17 protein-coding genes and 1 pseudogene are annotated in these 17,600 nt (G+C 66.5%); 4 read left to right on the plus strand and 14 right to left on the minus strand.

Annotated features, from left to right (window positions below; all coding sequences use genetic code 11):
• Positions 1 to 5: 5 nt before the first annotated feature.
• The 4 genes from ACNQFN_RS14065 to ACNQFN_RS14080 are packed head-to-tail and all read right to left on the minus strand — an operon-like array spanning position 6 to position 2,235.
• Complete coding sequence (locus ACNQFN_RS14065; protein WP_068639267.1) at positions 6 to 197, minus strand: Trm112 family protein; 192 nt, start codon at positions 195 to 197, stop codon at positions 6 to 8.
• On the minus strand, positions 178 to 1,176 hold the full coding sequence (gene lpxK, locus ACNQFN_RS14070; protein ID WP_068639268.1) for a tetraacyldisaccharide 4'-kinase: 999 nt from the start codon (positions 1,174 to 1,176) through the stop codon (positions 178 to 180). The genes ACNQFN_RS14065 and lpxK overlap by 20 nt, the downstream gene beginning before the upstream one ends.
• 21 nt (positions 1,177 to 1,197) lie before the next feature.
• The gene (locus tag ACNQFN_RS14075; RefSeq protein WP_068639269.1) at positions 1,198 to 1,617 is read right to left on the minus strand and encodes an ExbD/TolR family protein; all 420 of its coding nucleotides are present in this window, start codon (positions 1,615 to 1,617) and stop codon (positions 1,198 to 1,200) included.
• Between the two features lie 9 nt (positions 1,618 to 1,626).
• Positions 1,627 to 2,235: a MotA/TolQ/ExbB proton channel family protein gene (locus ACNQFN_RS14080; RefSeq protein ID WP_068639270.1), complete on the minus strand. Its 609-nt coding sequence runs from the start codon at positions 2,233 to 2,235 to the stop codon at positions 1,627 to 1,629.
• A gap of 443 nt (positions 2,236 to 2,678) precedes the next feature.
• On the opposite strand from ACNQFN_RS14080, the gene xseA reads away from it, so the two are divergent.
• The 4 genes from xseA to tal all read left to right on the plus strand — a co-directional run bounded on the left by xseA (position 2,679) and on the right by tal (position 6,988).
• The gene (gene xseA / locus ACNQFN_RS14085; protein WP_418648923.1) at positions 2,679 to 4,031 is read left to right on the plus strand and encodes an exodeoxyribonuclease VII large subunit; all 1,353 of its coding nucleotides are present in this window, start codon (positions 2,679 to 2,681) and stop codon (positions 4,029 to 4,031) included.
• Positions 4,032 to 4,284: 253 nt separating this feature from the next.
• The gene (locus ACNQFN_RS14090) at positions 4,285 to 4,869 is read left to right on the plus strand and encodes a superoxide dismutase (protein ID WP_068639271.1); all 585 of its coding nucleotides are present in this window, start codon (positions 4,285 to 4,287) and stop codon (positions 4,867 to 4,869) included.
• Positions 4,870 to 4,987: 118 nt separating this feature from the next.
• Positions 4,988 to 5,785: a pseudouridine synthase gene (locus ACNQFN_RS14095; RefSeq protein ID WP_068639272.1), complete on the plus strand. Its 798-nt coding sequence runs from the start codon at positions 4,988 to 4,990 to the stop codon at positions 5,783 to 5,785.
• Between the two features lie 123 nt (positions 5,786 to 5,908).
• Positions 5,909 to 6,988, plus strand: a complete 1,080-nt coding sequence (gene tal / locus ACNQFN_RS14100; RefSeq protein WP_068639273.1) for a transaldolase — start codon at positions 5,909 to 5,911, stop codon at positions 6,986 to 6,988.
• 72 nt (positions 6,989 to 7,060) lie between these two features.
• On the opposite strand, the gene ACNQFN_RS14105 is transcribed toward tal, so the two are convergent.
• From ACNQFN_RS14105 to flhD, 10 genes and pseudogenes are all read right to left on the minus strand, one after another.
• A complete protein-coding gene (locus ACNQFN_RS14105) occupies positions 7,061 to 8,956 on the minus strand; it encodes a chemotaxis protein CheA (protein ID WP_174524554.1) in 1,896 nt (631 codons plus the stop codon).
• A gap of 90 nt (positions 8,957 to 9,046) precedes the next feature.
• A complete protein-coding gene (gene cheZ, locus ACNQFN_RS14110; protein ID WP_068639275.1) occupies positions 9,047 to 9,907 on the minus strand; it encodes a protein phosphatase CheZ in 861 nt (286 codons plus the stop codon).
• Positions 9,908 to 9,974: 67 nt separating this feature from the next.
• Positions 9,975 to 10,370 (minus strand): annotated as a pseudogene (cheY, locus tag ACNQFN_RS14115) (chemotaxis response regulator CheY).
• A gap of 29 nt (positions 10,371 to 10,399) precedes the next feature.
• Entirely contained in the window at positions 10,400 to 11,359 is a 960-nt protein-coding gene (locus ACNQFN_RS14120) for a chemotaxis protein (RefSeq protein WP_068639277.1), read from the minus strand.
• Between the two features lie 9 nt (positions 11,360 to 11,368).
• Positions 11,369 to 12,340 carry a chemotaxis protein gene (locus ACNQFN_RS14125; RefSeq protein WP_068639278.1) on the minus strand — a complete coding sequence of 324 codons (972 nt, stop codon included), beginning with the start codon at positions 12,338 to 12,340 and terminating at the stop codon, positions 11,369 to 11,371.
• 93 nt (positions 12,341 to 12,433) lie between these two features.
• The gene (motB, locus tag ACNQFN_RS14130; RefSeq protein ID WP_068639279.1) at positions 12,434 to 13,468 is read right to left on the minus strand and encodes a flagellar motor protein MotB; all 1,035 of its coding nucleotides are present in this window, start codon (positions 13,466 to 13,468) and stop codon (positions 12,434 to 12,436) included.
• 44 nt (positions 13,469 to 13,512) lie between these two features.
• A complete protein-coding gene (gene motA, locus ACNQFN_RS14135) occupies positions 13,513 to 14,367 on the minus strand; it encodes a flagellar motor stator protein MotA (protein ID WP_068639280.1) in 855 nt (284 codons plus the stop codon).
• A 361-nt stretch (positions 14,368 to 14,728) separates the two neighbouring features.
• On the minus strand, positions 14,729 to 16,099 hold the full coding sequence (ltrA, locus tag ACNQFN_RS14140; protein WP_418646661.1) for a group II intron reverse transcriptase/maturase: 1,371 nt from the start codon (positions 16,097 to 16,099) through the stop codon (positions 14,729 to 14,731).
• Positions 16,100 to 16,552: 453 nt separating this feature from the next.
• Positions 16,553 to 17,143, minus strand: coding sequence for a flagellar transcriptional regulator FlhC (gene flhC / locus ACNQFN_RS14145; RefSeq protein ID WP_068639693.1), 591 nt, complete (start codon positions 17,141 to 17,143; stop codon positions 16,553 to 16,555).
• A 9-nt stretch (positions 17,144 to 17,152) separates the two neighbouring features.
• A complete protein-coding gene (gene flhD / locus ACNQFN_RS14150; RefSeq protein WP_418646807.1) occupies positions 17,153 to 17,470 on the minus strand; it encodes a flagellar transcriptional regulator FlhD in 318 nt (105 codons plus the stop codon).
• Positions 17,471 to 17,600 lie beyond the last annotated feature (130 nt).

The following is a 17,600-nucleotide window of genomic DNA, read 5'->3' on the forward strand; positions in this document are numbered from 1 at the left end:
CCCCGTCACGCGCGCAGGGCGTCGACTTCCTCTGCGCTCATCGCGCGCGCTTCCTCGTCGAGCATCACCGGGATGCCGTCGCGGATCGGGAAGGCGAGCCGGTCGCCCTTGCACACCAGTTCCTGCTTGTCCTTCAGGTGGTCCAGCGGACCCTTGCACAGCGGGCAGACGAGGATTTCAAGCAGACGTGCGTCCATGCTCCAGTTTCTCCAGAATGCGTTCGGCGGCGCCCGAACCGATTTGCGCCTCGACCGGGAACTCCCAGCAGTCGTCGGGCGCGAAAGCCCGGCATTTTACCGCATCCTTGGCCGTCATCAGGATCGGCGCGGCTTCGGCAAAAGCCAGATCCGGCGGGGTGAAGACATGATGATCGGGGAAGGGATGCCTCAGCACCACCAGGCCCGCGGCTTCGAGCTGCTCGAAGAAACGCTGCGGCCGGCCGATTCCCGCCACCGCATGCACGCGGCGGCCACGCAGCGCCTCCAGTTCGAGGGTTCGCTGCGGCTCCCCGAGCGCACGCAGGGCGCCGCCCCGCAGTTGCATCGGGAAGACCGGCACGCCGCCGAGGGCCGCGGCCAGCGCCGGCGGCAGCGTGCCGTGGGCGATCACGGCGTCGACTTCCGCCAAGCGCCCGAGCGGCTCGCGCAGCGGCCCGGCCGGCAGCAGCAGGCCATTGCCCAGCGTGGCGGGATCGACCACCGCGATCTCGACGTCGCGCCCGAGACGATAGTGCTGCATGCCGTCGTCGGCCACGATCACGTCGCACCCGGGATGCAGGCGCAGCAGTTCGCGCGCCGCCGCCGGCCGGTCGCGGCCGACCACCAGCGGGCAGGCGCAGGTGGCGGCCAGCAGCACCGGTTCGTCGCCATGGACTGCGGGATCGCCATCGGCCGGCACTTCGGCGACGCCCTCGATCCGGCCGCCATGTCCGCGGCTGACGATGCCGGGCCGACGGCCCGCCGCGCTCAATTGCGCCACCAGCCACTGCACCACCGGCGTCTTGCCGCTGCCGCCGACGGCGATGTTGCCGACGACGATCACCGGCACCGGCAGCCTCTCCGGCCGTGCCCGCCGCCGACGGCGCCGCGCCAGCGCACCGAACAGCCAGGACAGCGGCTGCAGCAGCCGGGCCGGCAGGCCGCGCCTGTGCCAGAAGGCCGGAGCCTGGGCCGCCATCGTCCGCGCCCCTTCAGCGGCTCACTGCGCCGGCGCCTGGGTGGCGAAGGTCACATGGCCGAAACCGGCGCGCTGGGCCGCCTGCATCACGTCGATGACGCTCTGGTGCGCCGCCTTGGCGTCGGCATTGATGACGATCACCGGCTCGCCGCCGCCCGGTGCGGCCTTGCCCAGCGCCGCGGCCAGCGATTCGACGCTGGGTTCCGCAACCGGCTGGCGGTTGACCAGCACTTCGCCGGCCGCGGTCACGGCGACGAGGATCTCGTTGGGCACCGCATCCACGCCGTCCGCTTCGGCCGACGGCAGATTGATCTCGAGCCCCGACACCTTGGAGAAGGTCGTCGTCAGCATCAGGAAGATGATGATGACGAGCACCACGTCGATCAGCGGGATCAGGTTGATCTCGGGCTCTTCGTTGCGGCTACCGCGACGGAAGTTCATGCCGGACCCTCAGCCGCGCCGCTCGCCATGCGCCACTTCGACCAGCTTCACCGCCTGCTGCTCCATGTCGATGACGAAGCTGTCGACGAGGGCGCGGAAATGGCGCCAGAAGATCATCGCCGGAATGGCGATGATCAGGCCGAGTCCGGTGGTGTACAGCGCGATCGAGATGCCCTGGGCGAGCTGGGCCGGATTGGCCCCGCTGACGCCCTGCGAGGCAAAGATGTCGATCATGCCGATGATGGTGCCGAACAGCCCTAGCAGCGGGCTGATCGCGGCGATGGTGCCGAGCGTGGTCAGGTAGCGTTCGAGTTCGTGCGCGACCGCACGGCCGGTTTCCTCGATCGATTCCTTCATGACCTCGCGCGAACTGCTGACGTTGCGCAGGCCCGCCGCCAGCACCCGGCCGAGCGGGGAGTGCGCGTTGACGCGCTCGACCATCGCATCGGACACGCCCTGCCTGCGCAGATCGTCGAGCACGTTCTGCAGCAGGCCCGGCGGCACCACGCGCGAGCGCCGCAGGGAGGCCGAACGCTCGATGATCAGCGCCAGCGCCACGACCGAAGCCAGAATCAACGGCCAGATCGGCCAGCCCACTTCCTGGATGATCGCGAACACGCTGGCAGCTCCCCTATTCCGCAAAAGCGGAACTTTAGCGCCCGCAAGCCAGCGGCGACAAGCAAGATGCGTGTCGAAACGTGGAATATGCCCACCTCGTGCCCCACCCCGACTTCCAGACGGGATATGCCGAACCGGCCCCCGCCCTCCTCCCCCAGGACTCCGGCCAACCCGGCAAGCAATCCACAGAAGCTGTGGATAAGTTTGTGGGTTGTTTCTGGATGTGGGCCTCAAAGCCCGTCGCCACAAGCATTCAGACACTCCGATGAAAATTTGTGCAACATATATTTTTCAATTAAAACAGGCACTTATTTTTTCACCCCTTGTAGATCAAGGACTTGCCGCACGGCCCTTGACAGCCTGGCGGAGCTGTGGATTCCGCTACAATCCGCGCTTCTCCAAATTTCCCCAGCGCCCCTGGCGATGTCATCCGCATGACTGGAATGCTGTCCGCTCCGATACTTACCGTGTCCGCGCTCAACCGCCTCGCCCGCCAGGCGCTGGAGGCGGCCCTGCCGCTGATGTGGGTGGGCGGCGAAATCTCCAATCTCACCCGGGCGGCCTCCGGCCATCTCTACTTCACGCTGAAGGACAGCGACGCGCAGGTGCGCTGTGCGATGTGGCGCAACCGGGCCCAGCTCCTCCCCTTCCGCCCCGAAAACGGCATGCGGGTCGAAGTGCGCGCGCTGGCGACGCTGTACGAGGCGCGCGGCGACTACCAGCTCAATATAGAAAGCGTCCGCCGGGCCGGCATCGGCAACCTGTTCGAGGCTTTCAACCAGCTCAAGGACAGGCTTGCCGCCGAAGGCCTGTTCGATGCCGACAACAAGCGTGCCCTGCCACGCTTTCCGCGCGGCATCGGCCTCGTCACCTCGCCTGCCGCTGCGGCGCTGCGCGACGTGCTGGTGACGCTGGCCAGGCGTGCACCGCATCTGCCGCTGGTGCTTTATCCGGCGCCCGTGCAGGGCGCCGACGCCGCGCCGCGCCTTGCGCAGGCGGTCGCCACGGCAGGCAGGCGCGCCGCCCTGGACGGTATCGACGTGCTGCTGCTGGTGCGCGGCGGCGGCAGCCTGGAGGATCTGTGGGCCTTCAACGACGAAGCGCTCGCCCGCGCGCTGCGCGCCTGCCCGCTGCCTGTCGTCAGCGGCGTCGGCCACGAGACCGATTTCACCATCGCCGACTTCGCTGCCGATCTCCGCGCACCGACGCCGACCGGCGCGGCCGAACTGGTCAGCGCAGGCTGGCATGCAGCGCACCAGGAGATCGCCGTCCTCGGCCCGCGGCTCGAGCGCGGCATCGAGCGCCGGCTCGAAACCCTGGCCCAGCGGCTGGACAGGGCCTCGCTGCGCCTGGTCCATCCCAGCGAGCGCCTGCGCCAGACCAGGGCCGACATCGATGCCCGTGCCGGCAGGCTGGCGCGGGCCATGAAGCACCGGCTCGAACAGGCGCGCTTCCGCCAGACCGCGCTCGGCCTGCGCCTGGCCCGCCTGCAGCCGGAGCTGTCCGGCACCCGGCAGCTCGTCGCGCAGTTCGGCCACGAGCTGCAGCGCGCCGCACAGACGAGCCTGCGGCAGCGCCGGGAACGGCTCGAAACCCTGGCATCCCATCTGCAGCACCTCTGTCCGGAATCCGTGCTCGCGCGCGGCTACGCCATCGCCCGCGACAGCCGGGGCCGTGTGCTGCGCTCGGTCGGCGAGGCCAGTGCCGGCATGGCAGTCGACGTGCAGTTGGCCGACGGCACGCTGCATACGCGCGTGACCGGGGCCGGGCCGGACGAAGTCGGACAGAAGGACTGAGCCAGGCCTTTGCCGCGTCGATCCCGACGGGAAGGATGGACCGCCCCGGAGCTTCGCCAGGAGCCCCCCAGGGAACCCGCCCAGCGCTGCCCGCGGGGGCTTCACTCTCGACAAGACCGCCGCCGGAAGCTGACAGGCGCCCGCTCGTGCGCCTATGATGTCGGCCGCGAGCGTTTTCGCCGGACGCGAATCCCGCCCGGACTCGTCGGGCTTCGCACGAGTTTGCAGAACACCTTAACAAGGAGAGATACGCATGGAACACACCCTGCCCGCCCTGCCCTATGCCAAGGACGCCCTGGCCCCGCACATCTCGGCCGAGACCCTGGAATTCCACTACGGCAAGCACCACCAGGCCTACGTCACCAACCTGAACAACCTGATCAAGGGCACCGAGTACGAAAACCTCGAACTCGAAGCCATCATCAAGAAGGCACCGGCCGGCGGCATCTACAACAACTCCGCCCAGGTCTGGAACCACACCTTCTTCTGGAACAGCATGAAGCCCAACGGCGGCGGTGAGCCGACCGGCGCGCTGGCCGACGCGATCAAGGCCAAATGGGGTTCCTTCGACGACTTCAAGAAGGCCTTCCAGGCTTCCGCGGTCGGCAACTTCGGCTCGGGCTGGACCTGGCTGGTCAAGAAAGCCGACGGTTCGGTCGACATCGTCAACATGGGCGCCGCCGGCACCCCGCTGACCACCGGCGACAAGGCCATCCTCTGTATCGACGTGTGGGAGCACGCCTACTACATCGACTACCGCAACCGCCGTCCGGACTTCGTCGCCACCTTCCTCGACAAGCTGGCCAACTGGGACTTCGCGGCGCAGAACTTCGCCTGATGCATCCCGGCCTTGCCCCGGCCTCGGCCGGGCAAGGCAAACCTGCGGAAGCGGCCCTTCGCGGCCGCTTTCTTTTTCGCAGCGCCCCGCAGACGGGGCACCGCGAATCCGACAGCCCATGCTCGACATCCTGTATCGCGACGAATGGCTCGTCGCCATCGACAAGCCCTCCAGCCTGCTCGTGCACCGCAGCCCGATCGCCGCACACGAGGAACGCTTCGCCGTGCAACTGCTGCGCGACCAGATCGGCCAGCGCGTCCACCCAGCCCACCGGCTCGACCGCGGCACCTCGGGCGTGCTGCTGTTCGCGCTCGACCGCGACGTCGCCGCCGCGCTCGGCAGGCAGTTCGAGGCCCATGCGGTCGACAAGCGCTACGTCGCCATCGTGCGCGGCCATCCGCCCGAAGAAGGCATCATCGACCATCCGCTGGTACGCCGCCTGGACCCGATCGAACGCAGGCAGGGCTACGGCGCCGGCCTGCGGGACGGCCTGCCGGAAGACGAGGAAACGGACCCGGACAGCCGCGCCGGACCGGCAGGCAGCGAAATCGCCCTGCCCGCGCTGACGCGCTTTCGCCGCCTGGCGACGGCCGAACTGCCGCATGCGGTCGACCGCTATCCGAGCAGCCGCTACGCCCTGGTCGAGCTGTGGCCGGAAACCGGCCGACGGCACCAGTTGCGCCGCCACCTGAAGCACATCTCGCATCCGATCATCGGCGACGCCACCTACGGCAAGGGCCGGCACAACCGCCTGTTCCAGACCCTGTTCGGCAGCCGTCGCCTGCTGCTGGCCTGCACCCGGCTGGGCCTGCAGCACCCCGTCAGCGATGCAAGGCTGAACCTGCAGTGCCGCCCCGGCGATGACTTCAAGGCCGTCAGCCGGGCGCTGGGCTGGGACGACACGCTGCTGGGCTGAGCCGCTGCCGCGCCCTCCTCCCCCGCGCGGCGATTTCAGGGCACAATCGGTTCCTTCCCGGCAATGCTCTCCTGCACAGGATGCAGGCATGTCCGATCACTCATGCACACTCCAGGTACATCGATGAACCCGCTGCTCCAGGTACGCCAGCACGGCCAGCAGATCTGGCTCGACAACCTTTCCCGCACCCTGCTCAACGACGGCCATCTCGCGCGCTTCATCGCCGACGACGGCATCGCCGGGGTCACCACCAACCCGGCGATCTTCCACAAGGCGATCGCGGATGGGCGCTATTACGAGGACGACCTGGCCGCCCTGAAAGCACAGCCGCTCAGTGCCGAGGCACGTTACGAAGCGCTGGTGATTCCCGACGTGCAGCGGGCCTGCGACCTGCTGGCGGCGCTGCACCGCGACAGCGGCGGCGATGCCGGCTACGTCAGCCTGGAAGTCTCGCCCGCGCTGGCCCACGACGCCGCCGGCACGCTCGCCGCCGGCCTGCGCCTGAAAGCCGCGGTGAACCGCCCCAACCTGCTGATCAAGGTGCCGGCCACGCCGGCCGGGATCGACGCCATCGAGCAGTTGATCGGCGCCGGTGTCAGCGTCAACGTCACGCTGATGTTCTCGCTCGCCCACGTCGAAGCCGTCGCCCAGGCCTATCTGCGCGGCCTCGAACGCCTGCTTGCGGCTGGCGGCGACGTGGCGCCCGTCATGTCGGTGGCGAGCCTGTTCCTGTCACGGGTCGACACCCTGATCGACAAGCAGCTCGAGGAACTGGGCGGCACGGCGCTGGCCCTGCGCGGCAAGAGCGCGGTGGCCACTGCCAGGCTCGCCTACCTGCGCTACCGCGAACGCTTCAACGGCCCCGATTTCGCTGCGCTGCGCGCAGCCGGCGCACGGCCGCAGCGGATGCTGTGGGCGAGCACCGGCACCAAGAATCCGGCCTACAGCGATCTGCTCTACGTCGAACCGCTGATCGGCGCCGAAACCATCAATACCCTGCCCGACACGACGCTGGACGCACTGCGCGACCACGGCAAGGTGGCGGCCGACACCGTGGGCCAGGACATCGAGGATGCGGCGGCGCAGTACGCCGCGCTGGAGCAGCACGGCATCGACCTGAACCAGGCCGGCGAGCGCCTGCAGCAGGAAGGCCTGCGGCAGTTCGAACAGGCGTTTGCCGCGCTGCTCGAACTCACCGCCTGAACGCTGCCGGCAGAACGAAACCGGACCTTTCGCGTTCAGCACGCGAAAGGTCCGGCTCCGGCTTGCGGCCGCTCAGGAAGCCAGCGCCAATGCTTCCTTGCTGCCGCGCATCAGCGTGGCGCGCGGCACGCCGCGGTGGTCGCCGGCGGTACCGAGCAGTTCCTTCATGTCGAGGATCAGCACGATCTGGCCGTTCGACAAGGTGGTCACGCCGGCGACGCCCTTCGGCCGGAAATCGTCGAGCGACTTGATCACCGCGTCTTCGCGGCCGGCAAAGCTGTCGATCGCCAGGATGAAGGACAGTTCGGCGGCCTGCATCAGCACGCCGTACTGCGGCGCCCGCTCCTGCGGCCAGCCGAGCAGCGAGGACAGCGGCAGGATCTGTAGCACTTCGCCGCGCACCACCATGGTCGCCTTGCCGCCGACGTCCTGGATCATCGACGGATCGATCGGCAGGATCTCGCGCACCATCGCCAGCGGCACGGCGAAGGGCTGCTCGCCCAGGCGCACCAGCAGCACCGGCAGGATCGCGAGCGTCAGCGGCAGGCTGATGATCAGGGTCGTGCCCTTGCCCTGCTGCGAACGGATCTCGATGCTGCCGTTGAGCTTCTGGATGTTGGTGCGCACCACGTCCATGCCGACGCCGCGGCCCGACACGTCCGACACCTGCTCCGCCATCGAGAAGCCGGGCTGGAAGATCAGGTTGTAGCTCTGGCGCTCGTCCATGGTGCTGGCCTCCTCATCGGTGATGAGGCCCTTGGCCAGCGCCTTGCTGCGCAGGCGCTCGGCATCCATGCCGCGGCCATCGTCGGCGACGAGAATGACGATGTGATCGCCCTCCTGGCGCGCCTCGAGGCGGACGATCGATTTTTCCGGCTTGCCGGCGGCGATGCGGCCGGCGCGGTCTTCGACCCCGTGGTCCACCGCATTGCGAACCAGGTGGATGATGGGGTCGGACAGATCCTCGATCATCGTCTTGTCGATCTCGGTCTCCTCGCCGACCAGCACCAGCTCCACATCCTTGCCGAGGTTGCGGGCAAGGTCGCGCGCGATGCGCGGATACTTCTGGAACAGCCGGCCGATCGGCTGCATGCGGGTCTTCATCACCGCGTTCTGCAGGTCGGAGACCAGCAGGTCGAGCTGGCTGACGGCGAGATCGAGCGCATGCAGCGTTTCGGAATCGTTGCGGCCGCTGAGGATGTCGCTGCGCAGCGCGTTGAGCCGGTTCTTGGTCAGGCCGATCTCGCCGGAGAGGTTCAGCACCTGATCGAGGCGTGCGGTATCGACGCGGATCGAGTTGTCCCGCTGGCGCTCGCTGTCGCGCCGGCCGACCGGTCCGGAAACACCCGGCTTGTCGGTGGCGCGCCGCCCGATCGCCGCCTTGATGATCTCTTCGGCAGGCGCGGGCCTGGCCGGCGCAGCGGCCGGGACGACCGACGATGGCGCCGCGGCAGCGGCCTCGGCCGCAGGCCTGCCGGCCACGGCCGCGTACAGCAGATCCCATGCCGGCTCGCCCGGCAGCGGCAGGCCGACCCCCTCCGCCGCTTTCGCCGCAGGCTGCGCGGCCGCGATCGACTCGCCTGCCAGCGTGGCCTTCAGACGCGCCATCAGATCGGGATCGGCCGGCGGCGGCTGGGTCCCGCTTTCGAGAAAGCCGAACATTTCGCGCACCGCGGAGGTGGCGGCCAGGATCACGTCCATCGCTTCGGGCGTGATCGACAGCTCGCCGTTGCGCAGCTTGTCGAACAGGTTCTCGGTCAGATGGCACAGGCTCACGAGCTCGGCCGCATTTAGGAAGCCGGCGCCGCCCTTGATCGTGTGAAAACCGCGGAAGATGTCGTTGAGCAGGCCACGATCCTCGGGCGAGCGCTCCAGATCGACCAGCTTGTTGTCGACCCCGGACAGCAGGTCCCCGGCCTCGATGAGGAAGTCCTGCAGCAGGTCTTCCATTCCCGCAAAATCACTCATGCTCTTCTCGCTCCACTTTTTCCACTGCGGACGTGCGGTCTTCCCGGTCCGTCCCCATGCAAGGCCCACTCGCCGGCAGACATGCCCGGTTCAGAAACCCAGGCTTTCGAGCAGATCGTCGACCTGTTCCTGGCTCGTCACGATGCCATCAGCCGTCTTGCCGTCGATGACCGGCCCGTTCATCAGGCTGCCCGCGCACTCGACCTTCATCGCCGGCGGCGCGGTCTCGATCAGCACCTCCAGCAACTGGGACTCGAGCGCCTGGGCGGTCTGCAGCACGCGCTTGATGACCTGGCCGGTCAGGTCCTGGAAGTCCTGCGCCATCATGATGTCCATCAGTTGCGCGCCGGTCGCCGCGCTGTCGGCTTCGGCCTGGCCGAGGAAATCGCGCGTCTCGATGCTCAGCAAGCGAAAGTCCGCCGGCGGCATCCTGCCGGCGAACACCTCGTCCCAGCGCGTGCGCAAGGCCGCCGACTGCTGCTGGAGCCTGTCCTGCAGTGGACGGGCGATGTCGGTGGCATTGAGAACGCGGCTCGCCGCCTGCTCGGTCATCTGCGCGATGTAGTCCAGCCGCTGGCGGGTATCGGGAATCGCCTGCGCCGCCTCCTGCAGACTGGCATCCAGCCCGAGTTCGCGCAGTGCATCGTGCAGTTGGCGGGTCATGTGCCCCAGGCGGTTGAAGACGGCGCGATCGCCGTCGCCATCCTGCTGCTCCCCGCCCGCATTCGCGGCCGGCGGCACCTCGGCGATGCCGGTCTCTGCCGACACTGCGTCGAACAAGGCCTGCAATTCGTCACTGTCCCCAGCTTCGTCGCCAGCGGCCGCCAATGACACCGTCTGTGGCGCCGCAGCGGCCGGGGAAACCTCGGCAGGTTGCGCGGCAATGCTGTCGAACAGTGCCTGAAGATCGTCCGAGTCGCCCGACTCGTCGAATTTAGGCCGTTTACTCATGTCCAGACTCCATGCTCGGGATACGCAAGCGTTCAGGTGGTGTGCCCTTCGGCCGGGCCGGACGCCTTCATGCCGGGCGTCCCATCTTCTCGAAAATCTTCTGCAGCTTTTCCGCCAGCGTCGCCGCGGTGAACGGCTTCACGACGTAGCCGCTGGCGCCGGCCTAGGCCGCGGCGATGATGTTCTCCTTCTTCGCCTCGGCGGTGATCATCAGCACCGGCAGGTGCTTGAGCTGCGGCGTGCGGCGGATCGTCTGCAGCAGCGTCAGTCCGTCCATGTTCGGCATGTTCCAGTCGGTGACGACGAAGTCGAACTGCCCCGCAGTCAGCTTCTGCAGCGCGATCGCACCATCCTCGGCTTCATCGACGTTGGTGTAGCCCAGCTCCTTGAGCAGATTGCGGACGATCCGCCGCATGGTCGAGAAATCATCGACGACGAGAAATTTAAGTTTGGGGTCGGACATTCCAGGTTCTCCATTCATTCCTGCTCGGCTCAGGCTGCCCGGCGCGCGCGCGCGAGCAACGGCCTCAGGGTTTCGGCAAGTACGTCAGCGTCGAATTTTGCCACGTACGCATCCACCCCCACCCGCTTGCCCATCGCCCGGTTGGCCTCGGACGACAGCGAGGAATGCATCACCACCGGAATTCCGCCGAAGCGCGTGTCGGCCTTGATGTTGCGCGTCAGCACGTAGCCGTCCATCTCGGGCATTTCGGCATCGACCATGATGAGGTCGATCTCCTCGGCGACCGGGCGGCCCGTATGCTCGGCGTGATCGGCGATGCCGAGCAGGCGCGTCCATGCCTCGAGGCCGTTCTGCGCGTACTTGTGGCGCACGCCGAGCTTGTCGAGCACTTCGGTGATCTTGCGCCGCGCCACGCCCGAATCATCGACGAAGAAGACGTTGACCTCGTGGCCGTTGCCGATCGGCTCGATGTTGCCGACCACCGCATCGCCGAAGGTGTTGGCCAGAATGCTCTCGACGTCGAGGATCGACACCAGGCGCCCGTCCGGCAGTTCGGTGATGGCGGTGATGTAGGCATGGCTGCCGCCCGACACGTTCTCGGGCGTGCGCACCTTCTCCCAGTCGACGCGGATGATGCGATCGACTTCCTCGACCAGGAAACCGAGCGTGCGCTTGCTGTACTCGGTGACCATCATCGAGCCTTCGTTCAGCGTGCCGGGCTGGGCGATGCCGAGGATGCCGGCCAGCGACAGCACCGGAATGACGTTGCCGCGCAGGGAAATCAAGCCTTCCACGCCGGTCGGCATGTTGGGCGTGCGGGTGATGAAAGGCGTCTTCGAGACTTCGCGCACCTTGAACACGTTGATGCCGAAATGCTCGGTGGTGCCGAGCGAGAACAACAGGATCTCCATGCAGTTGGAGCCTGCGAGCTGGGTGCGGCTGACGACCGAGTCGAGCAGCGCGGATTCTTCCTGGGCAAGGTTCAGCATGGCGGCTCCTCAATCCTGCGCCTGCGGCGCGACACCTTCGAGCAGCAGGCGGCTCAGGGTCTGCGCCAGACGCTGCGGCTCGAACTTGGGCACATATTCATCCACCCCCACCGACATCCCCAGTTGCTGGTTGGAGTTGCCCGACAGCGAGGAATGCATGATCACCGGAATGCCCGCGAAGCGGCGGTCGGACTTGATCTGCTTGGTCAGGATGTAGCCATCCATCTCGGGCATCTCGACGTCGGTCAGCACCAGGCTGACGAGATCGCCGATCTTGCGTCCGCTGGCCTCCGCATGGGCCGCGGCGCGCTTCAGCTCTTCCCACAACTGCCGGCCATTGACCGCCGAAACATAGCGCACGCCCATGGCGTCGAGCGTCTGCTGGATCTGGCGCCGCGCCACCGAGGAGTCGTCGGCGAAATACACCACGCGGCCATCACCATCCGGCAGCTGGACGATGTCCTTGAAGATGTATTCGTTGTCGTAGCGGGTCGTCTCGGACAGCACTTTCTCGACGTCGAGCATCATCACCAGCTTGTCGCCCGGCAATTCGGTGACGGCGGTGACGAGGCCGCCCATGTTGGCCGTCAGCATCTCGGGCGGCACCCGCATCTGCGACCAGTCGAGGCGCAGGATGGTATCGACGGCCTCGACCAGGAAACCCTGGGTGTGGCCGTTGTACTCGGTGACGATCATGATCTCGCGCGGTGTCTCGACGCTCATGCCGATGTAGCGCGCCAGATCGACCACCGGCACCAGCATGCCGCGCAGGCTCACCATGCCTTCGACCGATGCCGGCATCTCGGGCGCGGCGGTGATGCTCGGCGTGCGCATCACTTCGCGCACCTTGAACACGTTGATGCCGAAGGTCTCGCGCCGCCCGGTGCGGCCATCGGTACCGAGGGTAAACAGCAGGATTTCGAGCTTGTTGGTCCCGGCCAGCCGGGTACGCGCGTCGATGTTCTTCAGAAGGTCGGACATGTTCCCCCCTGTCTGGGGCAAGAATCGGTTATCGCATTTGCGACGGTATGGATTCGATATCGGCCGGATTCGCCAGGACTTGAGCCCATCGGCTCAACTCGGCGGCGGTGGAAGCCCCTGGATCAGGCTGCCTCGCGGCCCGCCCGGCGGCGGCACCGGGACGTTGCTGCCGATCTGCTCGCCGATCGATTCTCGGCTGTCGGCAGCGTCGACATCGACGCCGGCCGTGCTGGTCTGGCTGCGGATCGCATCTTCGGTCGATTTGTTCAGCACGATGATGCTGATGCGCCGGTTGGTCGGGTCGTAGGGGTCGGCGCGATTGAGCGGGATGGTGTCGGCCAGGCCGACGACGCGGACCATCTTCCCGGCTTCGAGCCCGCCCGCGACCAGTTCGCGGCGCGATGCGTTGGCCCGATTCGACGACAGCTCCCAGTTCGAGAAACCCCGTTCCCCTCCGGCGTACTGGGTCGAATCGGTGTGTCCCGACAGGCTGATGCGGTGATCGACGTCGTTCAGCGCACCTGCGATCGTGCGCAGCAGTTCGCGCGTATAAGGCCTCAGCTCGGCGCTCGAAGACGTGAACATCGGCCGGTTCTGCTCATCGACCAGCTGGATTCGCAGGCCTTCGGTGGTGATGTCCATCAGGATCTGGTTCTTGAACTGGCGCAGCGAGGCGTTGGCCTCGATGATCGCGTCGAGGCGGCCCTTGAGGTCGATCAGGCGTGCGCGCTCCCGGCGCTCGGCCAGCCTCTCGGCGCTGACTTCGGCCTCGCTCTTGCGCTTGCCGCCCGCCGCATCCATGTTGATCGAGCGGGAGCTCTCGACATCGCCGCGCCTGACCTGGCCCACCGAGCGCGTCAGGTCCTCGCCGCCGCCCGAAATCACGCTCGAACTGTCGCCCGTGCCATCCCCACCCACCATCGACATCTTGAGCGGGTTCTGGAAGTAGTCGGCGATGCCTTCCAGATCGCCCTGGGCGGTGGAGCCCAGCAGCCACATCAGCAGGAAGAAGGCCATCATCGCCGTCACGAAGTCGGCATAGGCGATCTTCCACGCGCCGCCGTGCGCGCCGCCACCGCCCTTCTTGATGCGTTTGACGACGATGGGTTGCTGGGTGTCGTCGCTCACGCCGCGCTCCCTTCACGTCCCTGGCCGATCTGCGTTCGCATCGCTCAGCCCTTGCGGTTCTTGAGTTCCTGCTCGAGCTCGACGAAGCCGGGCCGGTCGGTGGAGTACAGCACCTTGCGGCCGAACTCGACCGCGATCTGCGGTGCGTAGCCATTCATGCTGGCGAGCAGCACGACCTTGATGACCTGGTAGATCTTGCCGCCTTCCTCGACCTTCTGTTCGAGCTGGCCGGCGATCGGCGCGACGAAGCCGTAGGACAGCAGAATACCGAGGAAGGTACCGACCAGCGCGCCGCCGATCATCTTGCCCAGCACCGCGGGCGGCTGGCCCACCGAGCCCATGACGTTCACCACCCCCATCACCGCGACGACGATGCCGAAGGCCGGCAGCGCATCGGCCACCTTGGACACGATGTGGGGCGCCTGGTGCGCCTCGGTATGGTGCGTTTCGATCTCCATGTCCATCAGGTTCTCGATCTCGAACGCATTCAGGTTGCCGCCCACCATCATGCGCAGGTAGTCGGTCAGGAACTCGATCGCGTGATGATCGGCGGTGACGCTCGGGTACTTGGAAAAGATCGGGCTGGACTCCGGATTCTCGATGTCCCCTTCGATCGACATCAGGCCTTCCTTGCGGACCTTGGCCAGCAGTTCGTAGAGCAGCGCCAGCAGGTCCACGTACATGGCCTTGTTGTACACCGAGCCCTTGAATACCGACGGCAGCGCACCCATCGTGGCCTTGATCGCCTTGCCGCCGTTGCTCGCGACGAAGCCGCCGATCATCAGGCCGACGATGGCGAGATACTCCATCGGCACCCACAGCGCGGCAAGGCTTCCATGCACCGCGTAGGTGCCGAGCGAGGCGGCCAGGATGATGACGTAGCCGATGATCAGGAACACAACTCACTCCAAGATGAGAACACCGCGGCACAGCCTAACCGCAACGGAATCCAGAACCCGTGACTTTTATCGTCAGGCACCGGAAAAACTTGAATCCAGCGACATGGGCCGTGCCGAACGGCACGAAAATGGCCCCCACGCTCCCCCACTTCGTGTGGTCGCAAGAGGGCCAGCTTTGCACAGCCGGCCCGTTCCGCAGGCGCGGAGCAGTGCTCCGCGAAACCCCTGCTCCCCCCCCCCCCCCCGAGGGGGCGCTTTTCATCTGGGCGCACATCGGGATAGGGGCGGCCAGCTTACCCGGCCGACCCCTCCCACACCACCCGGCATGCGGGTCCGCACCGGGCGGTTCGAGTCGTTGAGGTTATGAGAGCCGAGGGACGCCGAGTCGGTCGAAGTAAGCGACAGGCATCGCGCGGTTCAATCGCATGCGGCTGTTACGCCACCAGCACCGACTGTTCGCCGCCACCTTGCGGGCATCCTCTTCCGAGGCGCCCATCGCTTTCAACTCCCGGTACATCGTCGTACCCCGACGCCAGTGCTTGAGCTGCACCGCACGCAGCCGGTGTCTTATCCACTTGTCGAGTTTGCGGAACACCTTGGGTGTCTGCGCAAGCTGGAAGTACGTCTTCCAGCCCGGCATGTAGGCCCGCAGCCGTTCGGCAATCTCGGTCAGGTTGCGCCCACCCGAGCGACGCGTGAATTGCCGGATGCGTTGCTTGAAGGTCTTGAGCGCCTTGTCGGCCACCCTGCACTTGACCTGTCCGCCCGGGCCGTACCAGAAGGCGTAGCCCAGAAACTTGCGGCCCGAGGCCGGCGCAACGGCCGTCTTGGCGTCATTGACCTTCAGGTGAAGTCGTTCGTAGAGCTTGGTCAGGCCCGCCAGCACCCGTTCGCCTGCGCGACCACTGCGTACATATACATTGCAGTCGTCGGCATAGCGAACGAAACGGTGGCCCCGTCGCTCCAGTTCCCGATCCACCTCGTCAAGCAGCACATTGGCCAGCAGCGGCGACAGTGGGCCGCCTTGCGGCGTCCCCTCGTAGCGCGCCATGGCCACGCCGCCATCCATGATCCCGGCCACGAGGTAACGACGGATCAGCCGCAGCACGGCCTTGTCCTCGATTCGCCTCGACAACCGTTCCATCAGGATGTCGTGATTGACTCGATCGAAGAATTTCTCCAGATCCACATCGACCACCACCCGGTAACCGTCCTGCACGTAGCGCTGTGCATCGAGCACCGCGTCGTGGGCACGGCGTCCCGGCCGGAAGCCGTAGCTGTGTTCAGAGAACGTTGGATCAATCCTGGGCTGCAAGACTTGCAGCAGGGCTTGCTGGATCAGCCGATCCGTCACCGTCGGAATCCCCAATTCGCGCACCCCACCATCGGGCTTCGGGATCTGGACACGGCGCACCGGCAGGGGCCGGTAGCTGCCATCCAGCAAGGATTCCCGAATCCGGGGCCAGTGCGCTCTCAGTTGCTCCGCCGTCTCGGTGATCGACAACCCATCCACCCCAGCACTGCCGCGATTGGATTTGACGCGTTTCCACGCCGCCTCCATGTTCGCGCTCGCGAGCACCTGCGCAAGCAGGTCATCTCGCCCCGGGCTTCCAGTTCCATGCCGCGCCGTCCGTGCTTCATCACGCACTGCTTCGGACGCGGCTTCACCGAGCCCTCCCGCATTGCGCCCCGGCTCCCCGAGCTTCTGATGCACTTCACGTCCGAGCAACACGGCCTTCGGCCCTCCTACTCGTTCGGCCCTTCGCCCCAAACCAGCGGCTACTACGGCCTCTGCTGACTTCTCGCTCCGGTTAAGCGCCGTCGCCCTTTCAGGCACAAGGCGAGACCTCCCCAGGTAAGAACGCACTCCTTCGCTGCACAACCGCCGGATCTACGCCACTTCGCCTTGATCACGAGAGCTTCGCGATTACGTGCTCGCTCGCCCTGCTCCGCAGCGCCTTCTATCCGATTCTTGTCCATCGGCTCGCAGCTTATGCTCCACGCTTCCTCCCCACGCTCGGTCACCCTCACGCAGTTGCGCTTCACTTCGTTCGCTGTGATCAACTTACGGCGGGACTTGCACCCGCAGGAGGGCGCCCATGCTGGGCGCACACGAAAAAGGGCTGCCCCGGCCTGCGGGCAGCCCTTTTTCCATGCCGCCCCTGCGGGCGGTGAATCCTCTGCTTCAGGCCGTCTCGGCAACGGCCCGGTTCGCCGGCTTGCGCTTGGCCACCGCCTTCGGCTTGGCCGCGCGGGTCCTGGTCGAGCCGGACTTGCCTGCGCGCGACGGCATGTTGCACAAGCCGCATACGTAGTCATGCACCGGGTCGTGCGCATGCGCGACGAAACCGCCGCCGCACGAGCGGCATGCCGCCATCTGCAGCAGATCGGCATCGAAGAAACGGACCAGGGTCCAGGCGCGCGTCAGGCTCAGTGCCGGTTCCAGCGCGCTGGCTTCGAGATGGTCCAGATAAAGGTGGTAGGCCTTGATGATCGCATCGAGGCCGCTCAGCGCGGCGCGCTCGACGTAGAAGCGGTACAGCGCCATGAACAGCGACGAATGCACGTTCGGCTGCCAGGTCATGAACCAGTCGGTCGAGAACGGCAGCATCCCTTTCGGCGGCGAAACACCGCGCACTTCCTTGTAGATGCGCAACAGTTTCTCGCGGCTCAGCCTGGTCTCGACTTCGAGCATCTGCATGCGCGCGCCGAGTTGCACCATTTCCACCGCACGGCGGATGTCGTCCGCCTCGTCGAGCACGCTCTTGTTCTTCATGTCCGTTCCTCAGGCCGCACCTTCGGCCGTCTTGCCTGCGGCGATGATCGCGGCGTGCAGGCCGGCGCTCACCGCATCACGCCCCTCGCCCGCCATCAACCGGGCAAGCCGGGCATCATCGAAGCGGAAGCACGGCACCAGCATCTGGCTTCCCGCCATTCTCACCAGCTTGGCCGCACTCATCGTCGCGATCAGCTCGGCCAGTTCGTCGCCGATGCCGAGCCGGAACATCGCCGTCGCCCGATCGCTGCGCAGCATCTGCTGGGCGAGCATCAGATAAGCGAGGTTCAGTTCACGAATTTCGGCCTGGAAGTCGGGTCGGTCCATAAAATTTCCAATCCCTTTCAGGGACGAACGGCGCCGAAGTTAAAGTAAATTATCGGTTGCAGCAAGTTACAAAGTCACACTGGCGCGCAATCGGATAGCATCGGCGTTGCCCCGAAACAACAGCAGGGGG

The sequence above is a fragment of the Thauera butanivorans genome, from assembly GCF_048398245.1.
GTDB lineage: Bacteria > Pseudomonadota > Gammaproteobacteria > Burkholderiales > Rhodocyclaceae > Thauera > Thauera butanivorans.